The organism is Meridianimarinicoccus zhengii, from assembly GCF_003254465.1.
GTDB lineage: Bacteria > Pseudomonadota > Alphaproteobacteria > Rhodobacterales > Rhodobacteraceae > Meridianimarinicoccus > Meridianimarinicoccus zhengii.
This window is the reverse complement of sequence record NZ_QDFI01000020.1, coordinates 30,010-52,662: the sequence shown is the minus strand read 5'-3', so window position 1 is coordinate 52,662 and position 22,653 is coordinate 30,010. Positions and strand designations below refer to the sequence as shown.

Below are 22,653 nucleotides of genomic sequence, written 5' to 3'. Positions count from 1 at the left end.
GCATATGACCGGGTTGGCCGCTTCGGACCCACCGCCATGCCGCCGCCCCGCGCGCGTTTGCGCGTTGTCCCTGCGTCACCATGTCCGCCATGCGACGTAAGGCACCCTGACTGTTGCCCCGGGCCGCGCCACCGCCTAAGCCTGTGCACGACGGGGGAAAAGGCCATCGATCCGCCCCCGAGAGGGACTCAACGGGAAGGATCCACCATGACAGACGTCGTAATCGCATCCGCAGGCCGGACGGCCGTCGGCAGCTTTCTGGGCTCATTCGCCACCACCCCTGCCCACGACCTGGGCGCGGCGGTGCTTGAAGCCGTCGTCGCCCGTGCCGGGATCGACAAGTCCGAGGTGTCCGAAACCATTCTTGGCCAGGTTCTGACCGCGGCACAGGGTCAGAACCCCGCGCGCCAGGCCCATATCAACGCGGGACTGCCGCAGGAAAGCGCCGCCTGGGGCATCAACCAGGTCTGCGGGTCGGGGCTGCGGGCCGTCGCGCTGGGTGCGCAGCACATCATGCTGGGCGACGCCACGATCGTCTGCGCAGGCGGGCAGGAAAACATGTCGCTCAGCCCCCATGCCGCACCGCTGCGCGCCGGTCAGAAGATGGGCGACCTGAAATACATCGACACGATGATCCGCGACGGGCTGTGGGATGCCTTCAACGGCTATCACATGGGCCAGACGGCCGAGAATGTCGCCGAGAAGTGGCAGATCAGCCGCGAGGCGCAGGATGAATTCGCCGTCACATCGCAGAACCGGGCGGAGGCCGCGCAGAAGGCGGGCAAGTTCGCCGACGAGATCGTGCCCTTCACCGTAAAGGGCCGCAAGGGCGACACGGTGGTGGATCAGGACGAGTACATCCGCCACGGCGCGACGCTGGACGGCATGGCGAAACTACGCCCGGCCTTCACCAAGGACGGCAGCGTGACCGCGGGCAACGCGTCGGGACTGAACGACGGGGCCGCGGCGACGCTGCTGATGCATGCCGACGACGCCGCCAATCGCGGGATCGAACCGCTGGCGCGGATCGCCTCCTATGCCACCGCGGGCCTGGACCCGTCGATCATGGGCGCTGGCCCGATCTATGCGTCGCGCAAGGCGCTGGAAAAGGCGGGCTGGTCCGTGGGCGATCTGGACCTGATCGAAGCGAACGAAGCCTTCGCCGCGCAGGCCTGCGCCGTGAACAAGGACATGGGCTGGGACCCGGAGATCGTGAACGTGAACGGCGGCGCCATCGCCATCGGCCACCCGATCGGCGCGTCGGGCTGCCGGGTGCTGAACACGCTGCTGTTCGAAATGAAGCGCCGCGGCGCCAAGAAGGGCCTGGCCACGCTGTGCATCGGCGGCGGAATGGGCGTCGCGCTCTGCGTCGAACGGGGCTGATCCCGACACGACCGGGCCGGGGAAACCGCCGGCCCCAACGGGCGCCGATCGCGGTCGGCGCCCGAACAACCCGATACGATAACTGAACTGGAGGAACGAATTATGGGACGTGTTGCCCTTGTCACCGGCGGCTCGCGCGGGATCGGTGAAGCCATCTCGAAGGCGCTGCAGGCCGAAGGCCACACAGTGGCCGCCACCTATGCCGGCAATGACGAGAAGGCCGCGGCCTTCACCGAGGCCACCGGTATCAAGACCTACAAGTGGAACGTCGCCGATTACGAGGCCAGCAAGGCCGGTATCGCACAGGTCGAAGCCGACCTCGGCCCGATCGAGATCGTCGTGGCCAATGCCGGCATCACCCGCGACGCGCCCTTCCACAAGATGACGCCGGAACAGTGGTCCGAGGTGATCGACACGAACCTGACCGGCGTGTTCAACACCATCCACCCGATCTGGCCGGGCATGCGCGACCGTGGCTTCGGCCGCGTCGTCGTGATCAGTTCGATCAACGGGCAGAAGGGCCAGTTCGCCCAGGTGAACTATGCCGCGACCAAGGCGGGTGATCTTGGCATCGTGCGCAGCCTTGCGCAGGAAGGTGCCGCCAAGGGGATCACCGCCAACGCGGTCTGCCCCGGCTACATCGCCACCGAGATGGTGATGGCCGTTCCCGAAAAGGTGCGCGAGAAGATCATCAGCATGATCCCGGCCGCCCGGCTGGGCGAACCCGAGGAGATCGCACGCTGCGTTGCGTTCCTGACATCGGACGACGCGGGCTTCATCAACGGCTCGACCATCTCGGCCAATGGCGGGCAGTTCTTCTCCTGACCGCGCGTGCAGTTGCGGACATGACAAAACCGGCCCTTTCGGGGCCGGTTCCTTTTTCCGGTCACGGATGACGCGCGTTACTGGCTGTCGGACAGGCGGGTGATTTCCTGCTTCAGCTGCAGTTTCTGCTTCTTCAGATGTGCGATGTGCAATGCATCGATGCCCGGGCTTCGCTGGGCCTGTTCCACCTTTTCGGACAGCATCTGGTGCTTGCGGCGGAGTTCCTGAAGATGCGCGTTGACTGACATCGATACCTCCTGATCGGTTGAGCCCCTTCAGCGCACCACAAAATCCGCGGCCTGTCACGGAAAACAGACGCCGCCGTTGCCGCGCTGTCATATCCGCGGCATGCCAAGTGGCCCAATCCCTAGGAAATCGGGAAATGCGGCAAGGGTGCGACATTTCGGAGCACCCCGTTCGCCTCTGGCGTGTAGTGTTCCCGGTCACCGGGATGGGCTGGTCCTTCGTGCAGCACCATCGGCGCGCACAACCGGAAAGGCGTGCGCCGTCCCTTGATCCCGTGCAGCAGGAAAAGCCCGGCGGGTTGACCGGCCCGGGCCGCGACAGGCAGGACCTGGCAGGCGCCGATCCGGCCCGACACGGCGGTCAGCGCCTCGGGCAGCCGTTCCATCCGCTGTACCATCGTCAGCGTGCCACCGGGCTTGACACGGCGCAGTGCGATGTCGAGCCAGCGAGACAGAGACATCGCCTCGCCGAGTGCCGTTTCCCGCCCCTGATCCGCGGCCGCGGTTCCATGGGTTCGGTCGAAATAGGGCGGATTGGTCAGGACGTGATCGTAGACCATGCCAGCCACCGTGGCGGGCAACGCCCGCACATCCGCCTTGACAACCTGAAGGGCAATGTCGTTCTCGGCAGCGTTCTGCCGGGCAAGGTCGGCATAGTCCTGTTGAAGCTCCACACCGGTCAGGTCCAGACCAGAAACGCGTGCGCCCAGGCACAAGGCAGCCGTGCCCACACCACAGCCGAGATCGAGCACGCGCGCCCCGCCTGTCGCGGGAACGGCGGCACCCAGCAGGACCGGATCGACACCGGCACGGTAGCCACGCGCAGGCTGCCAGATCTGCAAGCGCCCGCCGAGGAATGCGTCGCAGGTCAATGCAGCGTCGTTCATTCCGTCGTCGGGATGCCATTGTCGCGCAGCACGGCGCGCGCACGGAACAGGTCACGATCATGCACCATCATGCGGCGTGGCAGCACGCCGATGGACCCTTCCAGCACGCTCATATGGACGTCCATCGCAAAGCAGTCTATATCCTCGCCTTGGAGGAGCGCCGTCGCAAAGGCGACAACCGTCGGGTCGTTCGTGCGCAGAAGCTCTTTCATGTTCAAACCGTTACGGCACGCCCTGCGGCTTGTCGAGACAGCAAACGGAAGCGTGATGGGCCTCGATACCGCCGCAGTGAAACCGATGGAACGCCTTTCCGCCGCCCTGGCGGGCGACATGGCGCGTGTGAACGCGATGATCCGGGAACGGATGGCGTCCCGGCATGCCCCGCGCATCCCCGAAATCTCGGCGCATCTGATCGAAGCGGGTGGCAAGCGGCTTCGCCCGATGCTCACGCTCGCCACGGCACGGATGTGCGGCTATGACGGGGACCACCACCTGCGGCTCGCGGCGACGGTGGAATTCATTCACACGGCGACGCTGCTGCATGACGACGTGGTGGATGAAAGCGACCGACGGCGGGGTCGGCCCACGGCGAACCTGCTGTGGGACAACAAGTCGTCGGTGCTGGTGGGCGACTACCTGTTCGCGCGGTCTTTTCAACTGATGGTAGAAACCGGCTCGCTGCGGGTGCTGGATATTCTTGCAGACGCGGCGGCCACGATTGCCGAGGGTGAGGTTTTACAACTGTCCGCCGCATCCAACCTGTCGACGACCGAAGAAATCTACCTTCAGGTGGTGCGCGGCAAGACGGCGGCCCTGTTTTCCGCCGCGACCGAGGTGGGCGGCGTGATCGCCGGTGCGCCCGAGGAGCAGGTGCGCGCACTGCATGTTTACGGTGACGGTTTGGGAATCGCGTTCCAGATTGCCGACGACCTGCTGGATTACGGCGGTGCCAGCGACGCGACGGGCAAGAACGTTGGCGACGATTTCCGCGAACGCAAACTGACCCTGCCGGTGATCAAGGCAGTGGCGAAGGCGGATGCCGATGAACGGGCCTTCTGGGTGCGGGTGATCGAAAAGGGGCGCCAGGACGACGGCGATCTGGACCGCGCGCTGGGGATCATGGCGCGGCACGGCGCGATGGATGCTGCGCGTGCCGACGCGCTGGCATGGGCCGCAACGGCGCGGGATGCGTTGACCGCCCTGCCCCCTTCTGACCTGCGGGAGATGCTTTCGGATCTGGCCGATTACGTGGTTGCGCGGATCGCCTGAGGCGCGGTCAGCACCGGCGCGGCCACGCACCACCAGTCGGACCGCGCCTTGCCGATCCACTCCGCGGCGGTAACTGCGGCGTCCGCATCGGCGAAAAGTCCGAAGCAAGTCGCCCCCGATCCCGACATCCGCGACAGCGCGCAGCCATCGGACATGCCGATCAGGTCCAGCACATCACCGATCACCGGAGCCAACGCCAGCGCGGGCGGTTGCAGGTCGTTGCGCTGTTCCCGGAGCCAGTCGAGCGTCCCGTCCACCGCAGGCTGCGGTGCGATGCCGCCCCCATCGCGGCGTTCGAGCCCGCGATAGACCGCGCCCGTATCCACGGCCACGCCCGGATTGACCAGCACCGCCCAGAACGGCGGCAACGGCTCCAGCGGCGCAAGCTGCTCGCCGATCCCCGTCATCCGCAGCGGATAACCTGCAAGGCACGCGGGCAGGTCCGCGCCAAGGCTCAGGACCGACTCCGCATCCGGCAGCGCACGCCCGCCAATTTCCGCCAGCAGCCGCAGGCAGGCCGCTGCGTCGGACGAACCGCCACCGATCCCCGCTGCCGCGGGCAGCCGCTTGGTCAGCCGAAGCGCCGAGGTCACAGGGGGATCGAACAGTGCTGCCGCCCGCAGCACAAGATTCTCAGGCCCGGTCGGCACGCCCGCGGCCAGCGGTCCGTCGATCCGAAGCGTCGTGACCGGGGCCGCGCGCGCCACAAGAATGTCTCCATGGCCGACGAAGACAACGAGGCTGTCGATGAGGTGATAGCCGTCCGCCCGCTGCCCGACGACATGCAATGCAAGGTTGATCTTCGCCGGCGCGAGCGCCTCAACCGTCCCGGGCGACAGCAAGAGGCTCGGCCCCCTCTTCTTCCAGCACGGCGTCGAGCCCGATGTCCAGCTTGCGGCGGATGCGCTCCGCTTCCTCCGGTTCCGGATCGAAGGACAACGCCCGATGCCATTGGAAACGCGCTTCGATCTTGCGCCCCACGGCCCAGAGAACGTCGCCAAGATGGTCGTTGATGATCGGGTCCACGGGCTCCAGTTCGACGGCCCGTTCCATGTGCACGATCGCCTCGTCATAGCGGCCAAGTCTGTAGAGCACCCAGCCGAGACTGTCGGTGATGTAGCCATCGTCGGGTCGCGCCGCGACGGCACGTTCGATCATGTCCAACGCCTCGTCGAGCTTTTCGCCCATCTCCACCAGCGAATAGCCGAGATAGTTCAACACCTGCGGCTGCCCCGGCTCAAGTTCCAGCGCGCGGCGGAAATCGGCCTCGGCCTCGGACCAGCGGTCGGTGCGTTCGAGCGTGATCCCGCGCGAGAAGAACAAGGGCCAGTCCTGTTGCCCGGGCTGAGGTGTCAGTTCGATGGCGCGGTCATAGGCCGGGGTCGCTTCGTCGTGCCGGTCAAGTCCGCGCAGGAGATCGCCAAGCCGGTAATGCACGATCCGTGCATCGGGATAACGGCGGGCCAGCTGGTTCAACGCCTCAACCGCCGCGTCGTCGCGTCCGGCATCGCGCAGGGCCTGCGACCGCCCGATTTCCGCCTGGATATAGGCGGGATGATCCGGCGCGATCGTATCGTAGACATCGGTCGCAAGGTCGAACTGGTCCATGTCTTCAAGCAGCGCCGCCGAAAGCAGCACGGCATCGGAATTCGCCGGGTTCAGGAACGCGGCCAGCCGGGCATAGAGCAGCGCGAAGCCCGGGGCCGCCTCCCCGGTCAGGGCCGCACCCACGGCGTGAAGGACCTCGCCTATCCCTTCGGCCCCGGTGCGCGCCACATCGTAGCTGACCGGCGCACCGGACTCGAGATCCGCCCGAAGCGCCGCGAAGACCGGATCAGGGTTCGGTCCGAACACGTCGTCGATCAGCGCCACCGCATCGTCGCGCCGGTCCAGTTCCGCAAGGATCTGCGCGTGGGCGAGGATCGACCGCGGGGACGCCTGCAACGGACCCGCCGCGCGCCCGGACAGGAGGTCGTCTGCCCCTTCGAAATCGCCCACGGCGGCCAGTGCCAGTGCCTTGTGCACCCGCGCGAAGGATTCGAGACCGGGACGGGCCGCGGCCGCGTCGAAGCCGTCAAGCGCCGCCGTCGCATCGCCGCTGCCGAAAGTGGACCATGCATGGGCAAGGCCATCGACCAGCGCCCCGACGCTTTCGCCATCATCCAGCATCGCGCGGAGGTCTTCAAAGCGTTCTTCGGACGCCAGTTCGACGAGGATCGCCATGTTCGCGATCTGGCTGGTCAGCCCGCCTTCGACCATCCGGCGTGCGACGGGCCATGCGCGCTCGACCATGCCGGAGTTGATGTTGGACGAGATCACGGCCTCCATCAGCGCGGCATTGCCGGGATCAAGCGCAAGCGCCCGCGTGTAGTATTCGGCCGCCTGCACATAATCGCTTTCGAAGCTGGCATGGCGCGCGGCAAGGTATGACCCCGCCGTGCCGAAGGACAGCGCAGGCGTGGCCAGCACGGCGCATAGGGAAACGAGAGCGATGGAGCGGTTCAGGCGCACGCGAAGGGACCTCCGTCAGAGTTCGATGGAATCGTAGCCCCGCATCCCCCCCTTGGCAATGCGCGCCCCCGCGATGGCGCGGACGCAGGCGGATCACATGTTCGGGTAGTTCGGCCCGTCGCCGCCCTGCGGCGTGGTCCAGACGATGTTCTGCGCCGGATCCTTGATATCGCAGGTCTTGCAGTGCACGCAGTTCTGGAAATTGATGACGAAGCGCTGATCGACGCCCCGTTCGCCCACGAATTCATAGACTCCCGCCGGGCAATACCGCGCCGCAAGACCCCCGTATTTCGGGTAGTTGGATTTCACCGGCTCGTCGGGATCACGCAGTTTCAGATGCGCGGGCTGGGATTCCTCGTGGTTCGTCATGGCGAAGCTGACATTTGTCAGCCGGTCGAAGCTGAGCACCCCGTCGGGCTTGGGATAGTCGATCGGACTGTGACGGCTGGTGCGCTGGGTCGCCTCGGCGTCCGTCTTGCCGTGATCCAGCGTGCCCAGCAGCGAAAAACCGAAGCGGTTCGTCCACATGTCGAACCCGCCCAGCGTCAGCGATGCGGTCAGCCCATATTTCGACCACAGCGGCTTGACGTTGCGTACAGGCTTCAGGTCGTCCGCGATGGGGCCACGGCGCAGTTTCTTTTCATAGGCCGCGAGTTCGTCGCCCGACCGACCTTCGGCGATGGCGGCATGGGCGGCCTCGGCCGCCATCTTGCCCGACAACATCGCGTTATGGTTGCCCTTGATGCGCGGCACGTTCACCAGCCCCGCCGAACAGCCCAGAAGCGCGCCGCCGGGGAACACGACCTTGGGGATGGATTGCCAGCCGCCTTCGGAGATCGCCCGCGCGCCATAGGCCACACGCTTGCCGCCCTTGAGCAGTTCGGCAACCATCGGGTGATGCTTGAACCGCTGGAATTCCATGTAGGGGTAGAGATACGGGTTCTCGTAGTTCAGATGGACCACGAAGCCGACATAGACCTGGTTGTTGTCGAGGTGATAGATGAACGACCCGCCGCCCGCGTTTCCGCCCAGCGGCCAGCCCATCGTGTGGGTGACGCTGCCGGGCTTGTGCTTGGCCGGGTCGATCTCCCAGATCTCCTTCATGCCGAGACCGTATTTCTGCGGCGAGCGGCCCGCAGACAGGTCATATTTGGCAATCGCCTCCTTGGACAGCGACCCGCGCACGCCTTCGCCCAGGAACACGTACTTGCCGCGCAGGATCATCCCCGGCTCGTAGCCCGGTCCCGGCGTGCCATCCGGCTGCCGTCCGAATTCGCCAGCGACGACGCCCGACACTGCGCCGTCACCCCCGTAGACCAGTTCGGAACAGGACATACCGGGAAAGATCTCGACGCCGAGTTCCTCGGCCTGCTCGGCCATCCAGCGGCAGACATTGCCCATGGACACAATGTAATTGCCATGGTTGCGCATGAAGGGCGGCATTGGCCAGTTGGGGATGCGCAGCCTGCCCGCTTCGCCGATCAGGTAGAAATTGTCCTCGGTCACGGGCACGTCGACGGGCGCGCCACGGTCGCGCCAGTCCGGCATCAGCGCATCCAGCCCGCAAGGGTCGAGCACCGCACCCGACAGGATATGCGCGCCGACCTCTGACCCTTTTTCAAGAACGACGACCGACAGATCGGCATCAAGCTGCTTCAGACGGATCGCGGCGGACAGGCCCGCAGGCCCCGCCCCCACGATCACGACATCATAGGCCATCTCTTCGCGCGCGATCTCGGTCATTACCTGTCCTTGTTCCGGGGGACCGCAGCCCGTGGGCCCGGCCCGTCAACTGGGTCACGTGTGGTTATCGGGTGAAATCCCCACAGGTCAATTCAAACGTGGCGGCGTTCCGCTGCGATGCCTCGTCAACCGGACCATCCGGCGGGCCGTTGCCCGCGGTCCGGCGTAGCCCCTTGCAATCGGGCCTTGCTTTTGGTGATGTCGCAAGACACCGGGTGTGGCAATCACGTCGCTGCACCGCAGCCACGCAGCCAGGACAACGAGACGTATGGAAAAGATCCCCCTGACCCGCGCGGGCTTCGCTGCGCTGGACGAAGAACTCAAGAAGCTCAAGTCCGTGGAACGCCCCGCCGTCATCCGCGCCATCGCCGAGGCGCGCGAGCATGGCGACCTGTCCGAGAATGCCGAATACCACGCCGCCCGCGAAAAGCAGAGCTTCATCGAGGGCCGGATCAAGGAGGTCGAATCGATCCTCGGCCGGTCCGAGGTCATCGATCCGTCGAAATTCACCGGCAGCGTCAAGTTCGGCGCGACCGTGACGCTGGTGGACGAAGACACGGACGAGGAGAAGACCTACCAGATCGTGGGGGAGCCCGAGGCCGACATCGAGAAGGGCAAGCTGAACGTCAAATCGCCCCTGGCCCGCGCGCTGATCGGCAAGGACGAGGGCGACAGCGTCGAGGTGCGGACACCCGGCGGGCAGCGCAGCTACGAGATCCTGCGCATCGCCTATCGCTGACCGGTCTGCGGCGCGATCCGTGGCACGACAAGCCCCACCCGACCGTTTTCCCGCACCACAGAGCGGATCGCGCAGGCGCGTGATCTCCACCGGTGCCGGAGTCGCTATCGCGTGGGCTGTGCTCTATACGCTGGCACTTTGGCCTGCGGGTGCGGGCGTGGCCGGTCTTGTCGCGGGGGTTGTGCCGATTGCAATGATCGGCGTGGCGACTGTCGTCGCACTGTCCCTGCAAGATCTCCGGGTGGAGGCCGCCGCACTGCGTCTTGAACGCGACCGCTTGCGCAACGCGCTGGACGCCTCGTCCGGCAGCCCGGAACACGGCGCAGCCGCGCACAAGGGCACGCCCGCGACGGCCCGGCCTGAAGGCACGATTGCCCCGGCGGCGCAGCCCACACCCGAACCCGCACCCGCAGGGGCGACGGCACGATCCCTCCAGGGTGCCCTGCCGCTTGGCGCGGAGCCCCCCGCGCCGCTGACCCTGCCGGACCTGATCCGAGCGCTGCACTTCCCCGAGACGCCGGACGACCGTGCCGGGCTGCGCGCCATGCAGCGTGCGCTGCGCGATCACAAGGCGCGGCTGGTGGTGCAGGCGGCGCAGGATATGCTCACGCTCCTGTCGCAGGATGGGCTCTACATGGACGACCTTGACCATGACCGGGCGCCGCCCGCGTTGTGGCGGCGCTTCGCGGCGGGGGACCGGAAGGCCGAGGTGATGGCGGTCGGCGGCATCCGCGATCCACAGGCGCTTGCGCGTTGCCGCGCGCGGCTGCGCGACAACACGGTGTGGCGCGACACGGCACACCATTTCCTGCGCCGTTTCGACCAGATGCTGGGCGCGCTCGTGCCCGATCTCGACGACGCGGGAATAGAGGCATTGTCGGAAACCCGCAGCGGACGCGCCTTCATGCTTGTCGGCCGCGCGGCCGAGGTCTTCGGCCCCGACCCGGCGCAGCCCGCGGGGCAGGCCGGCGGAACCGCGCCGGCCCCTTGAACCGGTCCTGACCGGGCTATCCCGCCAACAGCGCCCGCGCCGCATCCCGCGCCGCATCCGTGATCTGATCGCCCGCGAGCATCCGTGCGATCTCGTCCACCCGGTCGGCACGCGACAGGGGCACGACGCGCGACAGGGTCATCCCGTCCGTCACCGCCTTTTCGACGCGCCAGTGATGGGCGCCAAGGGCTGCGACCTGCGGCGAATGGGTGACGACCAGCACCTGCCCGCCCGGCGCCTGCCCGAGGGCCGCCAGCCGCCGCCCCACCGCGTCCGCCGTGGCCCCGCCCACGCCGCGGTCGATCTCGTCGAAGATAAGGGTCAGCCCGGCCGTATCCGCCGTCAGACAGACCTTCAGCGCCAGCAGGAAGCGCGACAACTCGCCCCCCGATGCGATCCGGTCAAGCGCCCCGGCAGGCGCGCCGGGATTGGTGGCCACGCGGAAGCTGACCGCGTCGCGCCCCAGCGGGCCAGGCGGTCCGTCGGCGATAACGGTGGTGAAGACCGCACGCTCCATCTTCAGCGGCCCCAGTTCCGCCGCCATCGCCGCATCCAATCGCAGGCCCGCGTCGCGCCGCGACGCGGTCAGGGCGCTTGCGGCGGTATCGTATTCCGCTTCGGCCCGCACGACCTCGGCGGCAAGCCGGGCCAGTTCCGCCTCGCCGCGCTCAAGGCTTGACAGGCGCGCGCGCAGCCGGTCCGCCAGACCGGACAGGTCGTCGGGAAGCACGTCATGCTTCCGCGCCAGTGCCCGCAGGGCAAAAAGACGTTCCTCGGTCCGTTCCAGCTCCAGCGGGTCGAAATCGAGGTTCTCAAGCACCTGGGCCACGCCCGACTGCGCCTCGGACAATTCGGTCATGGCGCGGTCGAGTGCGGCCAATGCCGGATCGAGCATTCCGTCAAGAGGCCCCGCGGCCCCGTCGAGCCAGCGCAGCGCCGTGCCGAGCATCGCCTCCGCCCCGTCGCCGCCCATGGCCTGCGCGGCCTGCGCCACGTCCTGTCGCACGCGATCCGCGGCCTGCATCGCGCGGCGGCGCGCATCCAGCGCAGCATCCTCCCCCGGTTCCGGGGCCAGATCGTCCAGCTCGGCCACGGCATGCCGCAGGAAATCCTCCTCCGCCTGCGCCGCCGCCAACTGGTCCCGCGCAACCGTCTCCGCCCGCCGCGCGGCTGCCAGCGCGCGCCATGCCCCGCGCAGCTCCGCCAGAAGGGCATCGTGCCCCGCGAATGCATCCAGCAGCGTGCCATGGCCCTTGGGGTCGAGAAGCCCACGGTCGTCATGTTGCCCGTGCAATTCGACAAGGCAGTCCGACAGCCGCCGCAGTACATCACCCGACACGCGCCGGTCATTGACATGGGCGGTCTTGCGCCCGTCGGGCGTGTTCACCCGCCGGATCACCAACTCGTCGCTCTCGGGCAGGTCGGCCTCGGCCAGAACAGACCGCGCGGGATGACCAGCGGGCAGGTCGAACCATGCCGCCACCTCCCCCCGTGCCGCGCCAGCGCGCACAAGGTCCGCGCGCCCGCGCCAGCCCAGCACGAAGCCCAGACTGTCGAGCAGGATCGACTTGCCCGCACCGGTTTCACCGGTCAGCACATTGAGGCCCGGCTGGAATTCGATCTCCAGCCGGTCGATGATAAGCACGTCACGAATGTCGAGACCGCGCAGCATGGGCGTGACTCAGGCCGTGCCGGTGGGGTTCACAACCACCGGCCCTGCACCGACTGGCGCCAGATGCCGCGCAGCCAGCCCTGCCCGGCCGGTTCCAGCAACAGCCCTTCGCCTGTCAGAAGGGTGAAGCTGTCCTGATACCATTCGGTTCCCTGGTAGTTGTAGCCGAGAACCGCGCCGGCCGTCTGTGCCTCGTCCGTCAGCCCCATCGCCAGATACGCCTCCACCAGCCGGTGCAGCGCTTCGGGCGTATGGGACGTCGTCTGGAAATCCTCGACCACGACGCGGAAACGGTTCACGGCCGCCGCGTAATGCCCCCGCTTGAGGTAGAAGCGCCCGATTTCCATCTCCTTGCCAGCAAGGTGATCGAAGGCCAGATCGAATTTCAGGATCGCCGCGCGCGCGTACTCGCTGTCGGGATAGCGCTCGATCACGCCGCGCAGCGCTTGCAGGGCCTGGAAGGTCACGCCCTGGTCGCGCCCGACCTCTCCGATCTGGTCATAATAGGTCAGCGCCAGCAGGTACTGGGCATAAGCCGCGTCCTCGTCCGCCGGGTAGAAGTCGATGAATCGCTGCGCAGCGGCGCGGGCATCTTCGTATTGCCGGTCACGGTGCAGCGCGAAAGCCTGCATGATGAGCGCGCGCTTGGCCCATTCGGAATAGGGGTAAAGCCGTTCGACTTCGGAAAAATATCGGGCGGACTCGTCAAGGTTGCCCGACTCCAACTCGAACTCGGCCCGGTCGAAGATTTCCTTGGGGGTGAAATTCTCAAGCGGCGGGCCGTCATCTTGCGCGCAGCCTGCCAGAAACAGACCGAATGCCAGCGGCAGAAGCAGACGCGCCCTGCGGCGGGTGGCAGACGGATGGGACGTGACCAAGCTGAGGCTCCTTCGGCAGACGCGACGGAGTTACCACGAAAGAAGAAGCGGGAAAAAGCCCCGAGCGGCGCTTGGCCGGGGAAAACTGCGATGGCCCGCTCAGCGCCCTCAGGCGGACAGCGCGAGGTCCATCGGACGCACGCCCATGCCGGGTAACGCCCGTGCCATGGCCGTGTCGCAGGTCACCCATTCGAAATTCGCAGGATCGGCGAATACGGCCCGCAGCAGACGGTTGGTCAGCGCGTGACCGGCCCGGATACCCGTGTAGCGGCCCAGGATCGGCCCGCCCGCCAGCGCCAGATCGCCAAGCGCGTCGAGCATCTTGTGCCGCACCGGTTCGTCCGTGTGGCGCAAACCGCCGGGGCTGAGCACCGTATCGGCGTCGAAAACCACGGCATTGTGATATGTCCCGCCGAGCGCCAGGCCCTTCGCGCGCATCGCATCCACGTCGGACTGGCGGCAGAAGGTACGGCTGTCGCACAGTTCGCGCACGAAGGTGCCGTTGCGCATGTTCAGCGACAGCGACTGGTGGCCGATCGCGGCTTCCGCGAAATCGATATGAAAATCGATGAAGAACCCGTCCGCGGGTTCCAGCCGCGCGACGGCGTCGCCGTGGCGGACTTCAACGGTCTTCTTGATCTTGAGCATGCGGCAATCGGCGGATTGCGGCATGACCCCGGCCATGACCAGCTTGCGCACGAAGGGTGCGGCACTGCCGTCAAGGATCGGCACTTCCGGACCGTCAAGCTCGATCCGGGCATTCGTGATCCCAAGACCCGCAAGCGCCGCCATCAGGTGTTCGATGGTGGACACCATCGTTCCCGCGTCATTGACCAGCCGTGTGCACAGCGGCGTGCCATCCACGAGATCCCAGCGCGCCGGCAGGACGGCGGCCTCACCGGCCAGGTCGGTGCGGTGAAAGACGATACCATGTCCGACCGGGGCCGGCACGACGCTCATTCGCACAAGCCGACCGGTGTGCAGACCTGCACCCGTGAACTGCACCGTCTTGGCGATGGTCGTTTCCATGTCCCGAAGCCCCACATACCATGCGCCATTTTCAGCGCGTTGTTGCTCAGCGTTCAGTTAAGGAGCGCCCCGCGACAACGCAATTCAATCAATATGACGGGCTGAAACAGTTAACTTCCACGTTCGGCGGGATTTCGCTCATGCAGCATGGACGGGGGGCAAGTGCCTGTCGGAAAACGAAAAAGGCCGGGGTTATCCCGGCCTTTCGCATGGCATGACGTGATCGTTCAGTTGACCTGGCGTCGCAGGAAGGCAGGGATCTCGATCCGGTCGAGATCCGCTTCATCCTCGGGGTTGTCCTGCGGCAGGCTCTGCATCGGGGGCGGCGTCCGGCCCGACTGGGCGCGCGGGTCCTGCCCGCCGGTCATCCGGTTGATGAGGGAGTTGATGCCGAACCGGGCCTTGTCGCCACCAGCCGCACCGGATGCCGGGGCTGCGGGCCGCGCGGCCTGCCCTTCGGGCACCTTGCGCACAGCGGCCTCGAGCCGCCGGATGGTCTCGGGCGACGGCGTACCGGGCGACGGCGTGCCGGGCGCCTGCGGAACATAGGCGGGCGGCGGCAGTCCGTCATCCTGCGCGATCTTTTGCGGCGTGACGGCGGGCTGCGCGTCAAGATCGCGGAACAGCGTCGGCTCGGCTGCGGGATCCTGCGCCGGGTCCGACACGGTCACGCGGGCAGCGAGCGGCTCGGCCACCGGGGCGGTTTGGGGCGCAGCCGGCGCCGCGGGCTCCCCAGCCTGCGCGGCCTTTTCCGCCTCGACCGATACGGTGCTAGTCAACGGCTCTGCGATCCGGCGGCGCGGCACCGGTTGATCCTCGGTCTTCTGCGCCGCGTCGATGCCCGTGGCGACCACCGATACCCGCATAACGCCGTTCATGTCCGGATCCAGCGTCGAGCCGACGATGATGTTCGCGTCCGCGTCCACTTCCTCGCGGATGCGGTTGGCAGCCTCGTCCAGCTCGAACAGCGTCAGATCGTAGCCACCCGTGATGTTGATGAGAACGCCGCGCGCGCCCTTCAGGCTGATCTCGTCCAGTAGCGGGTTCGCGATGGCCTTTTCGGCGGCCTGGATGGCGCGATGTTCGCCCTCGGCCTCGCCGGTGCCCATCATGGCCTTGCCCATCTCGTCCATCACCGCGCGCACGTCGGCGAAGTCGAGGTTGATGAGACCGGGGCGCACCATAAGGTCGGTCACCCCCTTCACGCCTTGGTAGAGCACGTCGTCGGCCATCGAGAACGCCTCGGTAAAGGTCGTCTTCTCGTTGGCGAGCCGGAACAGGTTCTGGTTGGGGATGATGATGAGCGTATCGACGACCTTCTGGAGCGCCTCGACGCCCTCCTCGGCCTTGCGCATCCGCTTGGCGCCTTCGAACTGGAACGGCTTGGTGACGACCCCCACGGTCAGCACGCCCAGTTCGCGCGCAGCCTGCGCGATGATCGGCGCCGCACCCGTGCCCGTGCCGCCGCCCATGCCCGCGGTGATGAAGCACATGTGGCTGCCGACAAGGTGATCAACGATCTGCTCGATCGATTCCTCTGCCGCCGCCGCGCCCACCTGCGGCCGCGCCCCGGCCCCGAGTCCCTCGGTCACCTTCAGGCCCATCTGCACCTTGGCGGGCGAGCGGTTCTGCGTCAGGGCCTGCGCGTCGGTGTTCGCCACAACGAAATCGACGCCATCGAGCTGCTTCTCGATCATGTTGTTGACGGCGTTGCCGCCAGCGCCGCCGACACCGAACACGGTGATCTTCGGGCGCAGGTCATCCTGCTCGGGAACGGTAAGGTTCAATGCCATGTCTGATCCGCCTGTCATCTGGATGCGAACTTTGCGCTCGCGCTGCTCATTACCGTTACTCTACGCAAGCCTGCCGCGCCGGTCACGTCAAAATCGCGGCCTTCAGTACAAAAAGCGGCAGATCCGGGGCTGTCCGCGCGTCAGGCTACCAGTTCTCGCGGAACCACTTGAACGCACGACGCAGGGACCGGGCCGGATAACGGTGCCGCCCGAGGTCGAAATCCCAGCACTCGTCCTGCGGATGGGCGGCGAACAGCGCCAAGCCCACGGCGGCCGAAAACGCGGGCCCGGTCGCGGCTTGCGGCAGGCCCTGCACCCGCAGCGGACGGCCCAGCCGCACCTGCTGCCCGAGGATACGCGCGGCAAGTCCCGCAAGCCCCGGCACCTGGCTACCTCCGCCGGTCAGCACGATCTTCTGGCTGGGCAGGTCGTCGAATCCGGCGGCCTCCAGCCGCGCACGGACCTCTTCGAGGATCTCCTCCACCCGCGGGCGCATGATGCCGATCAACTCGCTGCGCGAGATCTCGCGCCGGTCGTGTTCCCAGTCGCCGGTTTCGGCCGTCAGCGCGATCATGTCCCGGTCATCGCGCCCGGTCGCCATCAGCCCGCCATGGAGCGTCTTGATCCGTTCCGCCAGCGTCAGCGGAATGCCCAGCCCCTTGGAAATATCCTGCGTCACATGCACGCCGCCGATCCGCACCGTGTCGGCATAGATCATGTGCCCGCGCAAAAAGATGGACAGCCCCGTGGTGCCCGCGCCCATGTCGATGCAGGCCGCGCCGATCTTCTGCTCGTCTTCGACCATGGCCGACACGCCCGCCGCATAGGCCGACGATGCCAGCCCCGCGAGTTCAAGGTCGGAACGCCGGATGCAGTGCAGGATGTTCTGCACCACGGACTGATCCACCGACACCATGTGCATGTCGGCGGTCAGCGCGTTGCCCACCTGCCCGCGCGGATCCGATAACCCGCTGCGGTAATCCAGCGCGAAGTTCACCGGCTGGGCGTGCAGCACCGTGCGCCCCGGCCCGATATCGGGCGTGTCGCAACTGGCCAGCACCGCGGCCACGTCGGCCTCCGTCACCTCGCGCCCGCCAAGGTCGATTTCGCCCGTCAGGCCATAGGATCGCGGCGCCGCCCCGGAAAAGCTGACGATGGCGTGGTCGATGCGTTCCTGCGCCATCTTCTGGGCGGCCTGAACCACCGTGCGCACTGCGCGCTCGGTTTCCTGCATCACCTCGATCTCGCCGTGGCGCATTCCGCGCGCGCGGGTGGTCGCGGCCCCGATCACCCGGAACTGCGCCTGCCCCGCCATCGACCCCACGCCTTCGGCCGCGGGCATCGCGTCGCCGTCGAACCGCAGCACAAGGCAGGTGACCTTGGATGTCCCCAGGTCCACGATCCCCACCAGCCCGCGCTGCATGGCCGCCCGCCGCATCTGGCGCATCGCCCGCTGGGTTTCGAAAAGCTCGATCATCGCTGCCTCAATCCTTCGGTAAACGCCCGTGTCGTTACGAGATATTCCACCGCGTCCGGCCCCAGCCGCAGGGTCGGTCGCGCGGGATTGCGCAGGTCCACCATGCGGATATCCCGCGCCAGCAGGTCCATCGCGGCATCCATGCCCAGCACCCGCTCCAGCGCCGCGCGCGCGCCCGTTTCCGGCAACTGGATCACGGGCCCGTCGCGCAGCACCACGTCCCAGCGCCGCGCCCCCTGCCGGGTCAGGCCGACGACGCGATCACCCAGCGGCGCGGCGGCATCCATCAGGGCCAGTGCCTCGGGTACGGCCCGGTCTGCCCCGGTCCCGGTGACGAGCGGCAGGTCCGCGCGCCCGTCGCGCCGGTCGATGAAGGCAACGCGGTGGCCGGTTCCGTCTAGCAACTCCAGCCCCGAAACCCGTCGCCAGACCACCGCGGGTTCGCGCTGGGTCACGTCCACCCGCAGCGCGCCGCCCAGTTCCAGCGCCACGGCCACGTCAGCCACCGCGTCCAGCCGCACGAGATCGGCCCGGATCGCCTCGGGATCGAGATCGAACCAGCTCACCGGGAAATCGAGGTCGAGCCGGTCGCGGATCGCATCGGCCAGCACGGGCGAAGCCCCGGTCACCGCCATCTGCTTTACTTGAAATTCGGGTCGTGCCTCGATCGACGCACGCAGGCCTTCGGCCCAGCCGGTCAACCGCTCGACCTGCGCGGGGTGCGTCCCCCACACCGCCAGCGCAGCCACGGTCAGCCCGACCGGCAGCACCTGCTTGACGAGCCGACGCACCAACGGCGACAGCCAGAGCCGGTTGAGCCTGTAGGCCAGCCGGCTCGGCGCCGGGTCGGGCCGGGGCGTTTCCGCCCTGTGGCGGGTCCGGATCAGCGCCCGCATGACGCATCCTCCACCAGCCAACGGCACAGGGTCGGGAAGTCGATGCCGCAGGCCCGTGCCTGTTCGGGGCTCAGCGAGGTGGGTGTCATGCCCGGCTGGGTATTCGTTTCCAGCAGCACCAGCCCGTCCACGCCGCGCCCTTCGTCCCAGCGGTAATCGGTGCGGCTCATACCCCGGCATCCCAGCGCGTCATGCGCGCGGATCGCCATATCCATGCAGGCGTCGAACACCGGCGCAGGGATGTCGGCGGGCACCACGTGGCGCGATCCCCCGGGGGTGTATTTCGCGGCATAGTCGTACCAGCCCTCGGTCACGATATCGGTGACGGTCAGCGCCCGGGCCGCCGCGCCGCCCACGCCCGCGCCAAGCACCGTCACCGTCAGTTCGCGCCCCGGCGCAAAGCGTTCGACCATCACAATGTCCGGCATCTCGGGACCAAGCGCGGGCGGCGCGTTGCTGGCGTGGTGCACGATGTAGACGCCGACCGACGAGCCTTCGTTGTTGGGCTTGACCACGTAGGGCGGGTCCATAGGGTGCGCTTCGGCAATCGTCGCGGCGGCCACGATCCGGCTGTCCACCACCGGCAGTCCCGCATCGCGATAGACCTGCTTGGTGCGCTGCTTGTCCATGGCGAGCGCCGAGGCCAGCACCCCGGAATGTGTGTAAGGCAGGCCCAGCCATTCCAGCAGACCCTGCACGATCCCGTCCTCGCCCCAGCGGCCATGGAGCGCGTTGAACACCGCATCCGGTTTCGCGTCGGCCAGTCGCGCGGGCAGGTCGGCCTTCGCGTCGATTTCTGCCACGTCGAATCCAGCCGCGCGCAGCGCCGCGGCGCATTCGCGCCCGGACGACAGCGACACCTCGCGTTCCGCGGAGGGGCCGCCCATGAGGACGGCAACCCGCTGGGCCGTTGACTGGGACACGTTGGTCCGCCTGTATTCGTGGGGCCAATGGCCCGGTGACTGCTCTTGTGCCCCCGGTTTTCCGGGTGGCGATCTTGTGCTACGTCGAGTCCCGATTACGGGGTCGGATCACCGACGCGCATGATTTCCCATTCTAGACCTATCCCGCTGGACTCCAAAACCCTTTTTCGCACCTGCTCGCCCAGTCCTTCGAGATCGGCGGCGGTGGCGTTGCCGGTGTTGATCAGGAAATTGGCATGTTTTTCAGACATCTGGGCGCCGCCGAGGCGGGCACCTTTCATGCCGGCGTCTTCGATCAGTTTCCAGGCCTTCAGGTCGTGGGCATCGTCGGCGCGACCGGTGGAGGACGCGCCGGAGGGGTTGCGGAAGGTCGATCCGGCGGAGCGGTCGCGGGTCGGCTGGGTCGCGTCGCGCCGGGCGATCTGGTCTTGCATCGCGTTTTCAAGGGCTTGGCTGTCACCGTGCGGGGCCGTGAACGTGGCTTGCGTGATGATCCAGCCGTCGGGCAGGTCGCTGTGGCGGTAGCCGAGGTGCAGGTCGGCGGCGGTCAGGATGTGGATTTTCCCTTCGCGATCAACGGCTTGCACTTCGACAAGATGATCGGCGACGTAGCGCCCGTAGCAGCCCGCGTTCATCCGCACGGCCCCGCCGATGGCGCCGGGAATGGTGCGCAGGAAGGTCAGGTCGCGCCCCGCTTCGGCCGCGCGTTTCGCCACCTGCGCATCGAGCGCGGCGGCTCCGGCGATCACCCTATCCCCTTGGATTTCAACGGTATTGAAGCCGCGCCCGAGCCGGATCACCAGCCCACGGATGCCCCCGTCGCGCACGATCAGGTTCGACCCGACACCCAGCGGGAACAGCGGAATATCGGGCGGCGTGGCGGCCATGAGGGCCTGCAAGTCGGGCAGGCTGCGGGGCTGTTCCAGCCGGTCCGCAGGCCCGCCGACGCGCAGCCAAGTGAGGTCGGACAGGGGCCGGGAGGGCGTCATGGCAGCATATGAATCCCATATGAATTGCATATGACTCTCATATGACTCTCGTCGGACCTTCACCACCCCCACGGCGCACAGGTGGCGCGGGGTCAGGCGCCTGCGGAGGCTTGTTCGAGGGACGGTTCAAACGGCGTGCGCGCAGAGCGCCGGTGAGGAGCGCCCGGACATCGCTCCGGTGGAGCGATTTCAGCGCAGGACGGGCGGCAGCCCCGGAGGAGGTCTGATCACCCCCACCCCTGCGCGCAGCAGGAGGGCAGCGCCCGACCCCGGGGGCGCAGGCCGTCTTGCAAACCGTCCAGTGGACGGTTTGAGGCCGGAGCGGGCGGCAGCCCCGGGCGCAGTAGCGCCCGCCCTGGGGGCGGGTCGGGCGCTGCCCGGGAGGCTTTGGCCTCCCGGGCGGATGGATGACTGGGGTTAGGCTACATGGCACTACGGGGCCCCGGCGCGGGGCCGGGTCGTCGTCGGACAGGGTGGAGAGCGGCTGGGCCGAATGGCGGACAGGAAAAAGGGCCGGTGGACCGGCCCTGTTTTCTGTCATGTCGGGTGGGGTCAGCGGAAGCGGGACATGGCCTTTTCGACCGAGTCCTGCATGCTTTTCCACGCGGCCTCGAACCCCGATTGCATGTCCTTCCACGATTCCTCGGAGGCGGTGCGCATCTCGCGCAGCTTTTCCTCGGCCTTGTCGCGGTTGGACTTCATCTCGGCGATCTGGTCCTCGTATTGCTTCTGCGCGTCGGCATTGGCTTCGCGCGCCTTCGCCTGCAGCTTGTCGATCTCGGCGTTCCACTTGTCGAGCTGGGCTTTCGCCTTTTCGATATAGATGTCGCGGTCGGACATGCGGTGTCCTCCTGTCGTGTCGTTGGGCGCACGCCTTGCGGCGGCGCGGGGCCGGTGCGTCCCGGCTGCGTCGAACATAGCACGTAAGAACGATCCGGCGGGATGCAACCGCTGCGCGGGTCAGGCGCGTTCGAGCCGCGCGGGCAGGGCATTGGCCCAGGCGCTGATGGTGCCCGCGCCGAGGCAGACGACGATGTCGCCGGGGCGGGCCTGTTCGCGCACGAGCCGTTCGAGATCGTCCTCGGACACGACGGCGCGGGCGTGGCGGTGGCCGTGGGCGATGAGGCCGGCGACGAGACCTTCGCGGGTGGCGCCGTCGATCGGGTCCTCGCCCGCGCCGAAGACCTCGGCGATGCCCACCACGTCGGCGTCGTTGAAGCAGGTGCAGAAGTCGTCGAAGAGGCTGTGCAGGCGGGAGTAGCGGTGCGGCTGGTGCACGGCGATGACGCGGCCGGTGCTGGCCTGCCGGGCGGCGCGCAGGACGGCGGCGATTTCCACGGGGTGGTGGCCGTAGTCGTCGATGACGGTGACGCCGTTCACCTCGCCCACCTTGGTGAAGCGGCGGTTGACGCCCTTGAAGCCGGCGAGCGCGTCGCGGATCTGGTCGCGTTTCATGCCGAGATGGCGGGCGACTGCCACGGCGGCGAGCGCGTTGGAGACGTTGTGATCGCCGGGCATGGGCAGGGTGCAGCCTTCGATGACCGTGTCCTCGTAGGCGAGGCGGATGTCGAAATGGGCCACGCCGCGGTCGTAGCGCAGGTTGATGGCGCGCACGTCGGCCTGCGCGTTGAAGCCGTAGGTGCGCACGCGGCGGTCGGTGACGCGGCCCATGAGCGCCTGCACCTCGGCATGGTCGGTGCACAGGACGGCGAGGCCGTAGAAGGGGATGCGGGAGACGAAGTCGTAGAAGCCGTCGCGCAGGCGGTCGAAATCGCCCCAGTGTTCCATGTGTTCGGGGTCGATGTTCGTGACGATGGCGATGGTGGCGGGGAGACGGTTGAAGGATCCGTCGCTTTCGTCCGCCTCGACCACCATCCATTCGCCCTGCCCCATGCGCGCGTTGGAGCCGTAGGCGTGGATGACGCCGCCATTGATGACGGTGGGGTCGATCCCGCCCGCATCCAGCAGCGTGGCGACCATGGTGGTGGTCGTGGTCTTGCCGTGGGTGCCCGCGATGGCGACGTTGGATTTGAGGCGCATGAGCTCGGCGAGCATTTCCGCGCGGCGCACGACGGGCAGGCCGCGGCGGCGGGCCTCGTCCAGTTCCGGGTTGCCGGGCTTGATGGCCGACGAGATCACGACGACCTCGGCCTCCGCGAGGTTCTCGGCGGCCTGGCCGGTGAAGATCTTCGCGCCCAGCCCGGCGAGCCGGTCGGTGATCTTGGACGCCTTCAGGTCGGAGCCTTGCACCTGGTAGCCGTGGTTGAGCAGCACCTCGGCGATGCCGGACATGCCGATGCCGCCGATGCCGACGAAATGGATGGCGCCCAGTTCGAGGGGCAGTTTCGTTGCCGCGTTCATCCGTGCTTCCCAGTGTTTCATCTGCCTGTCCGTGCCTGCCGT

The 22,653-nt window shown here is 67.4% G+C and carries 21 protein-coding genes; 5 read left to right on the top strand and 16 right to left on the bottom strand.

Annotated elements, in window-relative coordinates; translation table 11 throughout:
* Window positions 1–207 precede the first annotated feature (207 nt).
* Together DDE13_RS08740 and phbB are read left to right on the top strand one after the other, a co-directional pair.
* Window positions 208–1,383: an acetyl-CoA C-acetyltransferase gene (locus tag DDE13_RS08740; protein WP_111403499.1), complete on the top strand. Its 1,176-nt coding sequence runs from the start codon at window positions 208–210 to the stop codon at window positions 1,381–1,383.
* 102 nt (window positions 1,384–1,485) lie between these two features.
* Window positions 1,486–2,208, top strand: a complete 723-nt coding sequence (gene phbB / locus DDE13_RS08735) for an acetoacetyl-CoA reductase (protein WP_111403497.1) — start codon at window positions 1,486–1,488, stop codon at window positions 2,206–2,208.
* Between the two features lie 77 nt (window positions 2,209–2,285).
* On the opposite strand, the gene DDE13_RS08730 is transcribed toward phbB, so the two are convergent.
* From DDE13_RS08730 to DDE13_RS08720, 3 genes are all read right to left on the bottom strand, one after another.
* On the bottom strand, window positions 2,286–2,456 hold the full coding sequence (locus DDE13_RS08730; protein WP_111403495.1) for a YdcH family protein: 171 nt from the start codon (window positions 2,454–2,456) through the stop codon (window positions 2,286–2,288).
* Window positions 2,457–2,575: 119 nt separating this feature from the next.
* Complete coding sequence (locus DDE13_RS08725; protein ID WP_111403493.1) at window positions 2,576–3,340, bottom strand: tRNA1(Val) (adenine(37)-N6)-methyltransferase; 765 nt, start codon at window positions 3,338–3,340, stop codon at window positions 2,576–2,578.
* The gene (locus tag DDE13_RS08720) at window positions 3,337–3,552 is read right to left on the bottom strand and encodes a putative signal transducing protein (RefSeq protein WP_111403491.1); all 216 of its coding nucleotides are present in this window, start codon (window positions 3,550–3,552) and stop codon (window positions 3,337–3,339) included. The genes DDE13_RS08725 and DDE13_RS08720 overlap by 4 nt, the downstream gene beginning before the upstream one ends.
* Before the next feature lie 55 nt (window positions 3,553–3,607).
* Between DDE13_RS08720 and DDE13_RS08715 the strand changes: the two genes are divergently transcribed.
* Window positions 3,608–4,609, top strand: coding sequence for a polyprenyl synthetase family protein (locus DDE13_RS08715; protein ID WP_111403489.1), 1,002 nt, complete (start codon window positions 3,608–3,610; stop codon window positions 4,607–4,609).
* Here DDE13_RS08715 and DDE13_RS08710 read toward each other — a convergent pair.
* From DDE13_RS08710 to DDE13_RS08700, 3 genes are all read right to left on the bottom strand, one after another.
* The gene (locus DDE13_RS08710; protein ID WP_235868646.1) at window positions 4,585–5,451 is read right to left on the bottom strand and encodes a 4-(cytidine 5'-diphospho)-2-C-methyl-D-erythritol kinase; all 867 of its coding nucleotides are present in this window, start codon (window positions 5,449–5,451) and stop codon (window positions 4,585–4,587) included. The two genes, DDE13_RS08715 and DDE13_RS08710, sit on opposite strands and share 25 nt — an antisense overlap.
* Window positions 5,429–7,120, bottom strand: coding sequence for a tetratricopeptide repeat protein (locus DDE13_RS08705; protein WP_111403487.1), 1,692 nt, complete (start codon window positions 7,118–7,120; stop codon window positions 5,429–5,431). The genes DDE13_RS08710 and DDE13_RS08705 overlap by 23 nt, the downstream gene beginning before the upstream one ends.
* A gap of 93 nt (window positions 7,121–7,213) precedes the next feature.
* Window positions 7,214–8,863 carry an electron transfer flavoprotein-ubiquinone oxidoreductase gene (locus tag DDE13_RS08700; protein ID WP_111403485.1) on the bottom strand — a complete coding sequence of 550 codons (1,650 nt, stop codon included), beginning with the start codon at window positions 8,861–8,863 and terminating at the stop codon, window positions 7,214–7,216.
* Window positions 8,864–9,131: 268 nt separating this feature from the next.
* Here DDE13_RS08700 and greA point away from each other — a divergent pair, with 268 nt between their 5' ends.
* On the top strand, window positions 9,132–9,602 hold the full coding sequence (gene greA, locus DDE13_RS08695) for a transcription elongation factor GreA (RefSeq protein WP_111403483.1): 471 nt from the start codon (window positions 9,132–9,134) through the stop codon (window positions 9,600–9,602).
* A gap of 19 nt (window positions 9,603–9,621) precedes the next feature.
* Window positions 9,622–10,593 carry a hypothetical protein gene (locus tag DDE13_RS08690; protein WP_162630920.1) on the top strand — a complete coding sequence of 324 codons (972 nt, stop codon included), beginning with the start codon at window positions 9,622–9,624 and terminating at the stop codon, window positions 10,591–10,593.
* 16 nt (window positions 10,594–10,609) lie between these two features.
* On the opposite strand, the gene recN is transcribed toward DDE13_RS08690, so the two are convergent.
* The 10 genes from recN to murC form a co-directional block, all read right to left on the bottom strand.
* Window positions 10,610–12,265, bottom strand: a complete 1,656-nt coding sequence (gene recN / locus DDE13_RS08685; RefSeq protein WP_111403479.1) for a DNA repair protein RecN — start codon at window positions 12,263–12,265, stop codon at window positions 10,610–10,612.
* 29 nt (window positions 12,266–12,294) lie between these two features.
* Window positions 12,295–13,101: an outer membrane protein assembly factor BamD gene (locus tag DDE13_RS08680; RefSeq protein WP_394340293.1), complete on the bottom strand. Its 807-nt coding sequence runs from the start codon at window positions 13,099–13,101 to the stop codon at window positions 12,295–12,297.
* A 150-nt stretch (window positions 13,102–13,251) separates the two neighbouring features.
* A complete protein-coding gene (lpxC, locus tag DDE13_RS08675) occupies window positions 13,252–14,172 on the bottom strand; it encodes a UDP-3-O-acyl-N-acetylglucosamine deacetylase (RefSeq protein WP_111403475.1) in 921 nt (306 codons plus the stop codon).
* A 227-nt stretch (window positions 14,173–14,399) separates the two neighbouring features.
* A complete protein-coding gene (ftsZ, locus tag DDE13_RS08670; protein WP_111403473.1) occupies window positions 14,400–15,965 on the bottom strand; it encodes a cell division protein FtsZ in 1,566 nt (521 codons plus the stop codon).
* A 145-nt stretch (window positions 15,966–16,110) separates the two neighbouring features.
* Window positions 16,111–17,442 (bottom strand): cell division protein FtsA, encoded by a 1,332-nt coding sequence (ftsA, locus tag DDE13_RS08665; RefSeq protein WP_111403471.1) that lies wholly within the window; start codon window positions 17,440–17,442, stop codon window positions 16,111–16,113.
* Window positions 17,439–18,338, bottom strand: a complete 900-nt coding sequence (locus DDE13_RS08660) for a cell division protein FtsQ/DivIB (protein ID WP_111403469.1) — start codon at window positions 18,336–18,338, stop codon at window positions 17,439–17,441. The genes ftsA and DDE13_RS08660 overlap by 4 nt, the downstream gene beginning before the upstream one ends.
* Window positions 18,326–19,225 carry a D-alanine--D-alanine ligase gene (locus DDE13_RS08655; RefSeq protein ID WP_111403467.1) on the bottom strand — a complete coding sequence of 300 codons (900 nt, stop codon included), beginning with the start codon at window positions 19,223–19,225 and terminating at the stop codon, window positions 18,326–18,328. The genes DDE13_RS08660 and DDE13_RS08655 overlap by 13 nt, the downstream gene beginning before the upstream one ends.
* A 131-nt stretch (window positions 19,226–19,356) precedes the next feature.
* Window positions 19,357–20,250 carry a UDP-N-acetylmuramate dehydrogenase gene (murB, locus tag DDE13_RS08650; protein ID WP_235868645.1) on the bottom strand — a complete coding sequence of 298 codons (894 nt, stop codon included), beginning with the start codon at window positions 20,248–20,250 and terminating at the stop codon, window positions 19,357–19,359.
* Between the two features lie 552 nt (window positions 20,251–20,802).
* A complete protein-coding gene (locus tag DDE13_RS08645) occupies window positions 20,803–21,090 on the bottom strand; it encodes a hypothetical protein (protein WP_111403463.1) in 288 nt (95 codons plus the stop codon).
* A gap of 120 nt (window positions 21,091–21,210) precedes the next feature.
* Entirely contained in the window at window positions 21,211–22,611 is a 1,401-nt protein-coding gene (gene murC, locus DDE13_RS08640; RefSeq protein WP_111403461.1) for a UDP-N-acetylmuramate--L-alanine ligase, read from the bottom strand.
* Window positions 22,612–22,653 lie beyond the last annotated feature (42 nt).

Bases quoted from the DNA above. Each gene is read 5' to 3' on its own strand.
- DDE13_RS08740 (WP_111403499.1), top strand. From the start codon at position 208: ATGACAGACGTCGTAATCGCATCCGCAGGCCGGACGGCCGTCGGCAGC.
- phbB (WP_111403497.1), top strand. From the start codon at position 1,486: ATGGGACGTGTTGCCCTTGTCACCGGCGGCTCGCGCGGGATCGGTGAA.
- DDE13_RS08730 (WP_111403495.1), bottom strand. From the start codon at position 2,456: ATGTCAGTCAACGCGCATCTTCAGGAACTCCGCCGCAAGCACCAGATG.
- DDE13_RS08725 (WP_111403493.1), bottom strand. From the start codon at position 3,340: ATGAACGACGCTGCATTGACCTGCGACGCATTCCTCGGCGGGCGCTTG.
- DDE13_RS08720 (WP_111403491.1), bottom strand. From the start codon at position 3,552: ATGAAAGAGCTTCTGCGCACGAACGACCCGACGGTTGTCGCCTTTGCG.
- DDE13_RS08715 (WP_111403489.1), top strand. From the start codon at position 3,608: ATGGGCCTCGATACCGCCGCAGTGAAACCGATGGAACGCCTTTCCGCC.
- DDE13_RS08700 (WP_111403485.1), bottom strand. From the start codon at position 8,863: ATGACCGAGATCGCGCGCGAAGAGATGGCCTATGATGTCGTGATCGTG.
- greA (WP_111403483.1), top strand. From the start codon at position 9,132: ATGGAAAAGATCCCCCTGACCCGCGCGGGCTTCGCTGCGCTGGACGAA.
- recN (WP_111403479.1), bottom strand. From the start codon at position 12,265: ATGCTGCGCGGTCTCGACATTCGTGACGTGCTTATCATCGACCGGCTG.
- lpxC (WP_111403475.1), bottom strand. From the start codon at position 14,172: ATGGAAACGACCATCGCCAAGACGGTGCAGTTCACGGGTGCAGGTCTG.
- ftsZ (WP_111403473.1), bottom strand. From the start codon at position 15,965: ATGGCATTGAACCTTACCGTTCCCGAGCAGGATGACCTGCGCCCGAAG.
- ftsA (WP_111403471.1), bottom strand. From the start codon at position 17,442: ATGATCGAGCTTTTCGAAACCCAGCGGGCGATGCGCCAGATGCGGCGG.
- DDE13_RS08660 (WP_111403469.1), bottom strand. From the start codon at position 18,338: ATGCGGGCGCTGATCCGGACCCGCCACAGGGCGGAAACGCCCCGGCCC.
- DDE13_RS08655 (WP_111403467.1), bottom strand. From the start codon at position 19,225: ATGGGCGGCCCCTCCGCGGAACGCGAGGTGTCGCTGTCGTCCGGGCGC.
- murB (WP_235868645.1), bottom strand. From the start codon at position 20,250: ATGACGCCCTCCCGGCCCCTGTCCGACCTCACTTGGCTGCGCGTCGGC.
- DDE13_RS08645 (WP_111403463.1), bottom strand. From the start codon at position 21,090: ATGTCCGACCGCGACATCTATATCGAAAAGGCGAAAGCCCAGCTCGAC.
- murC (WP_111403461.1), bottom strand. From the start codon at position 22,611: ATGAACGCGGCAACGAAACTGCCCCTCGAACTGGGCGCCATCCATTTC.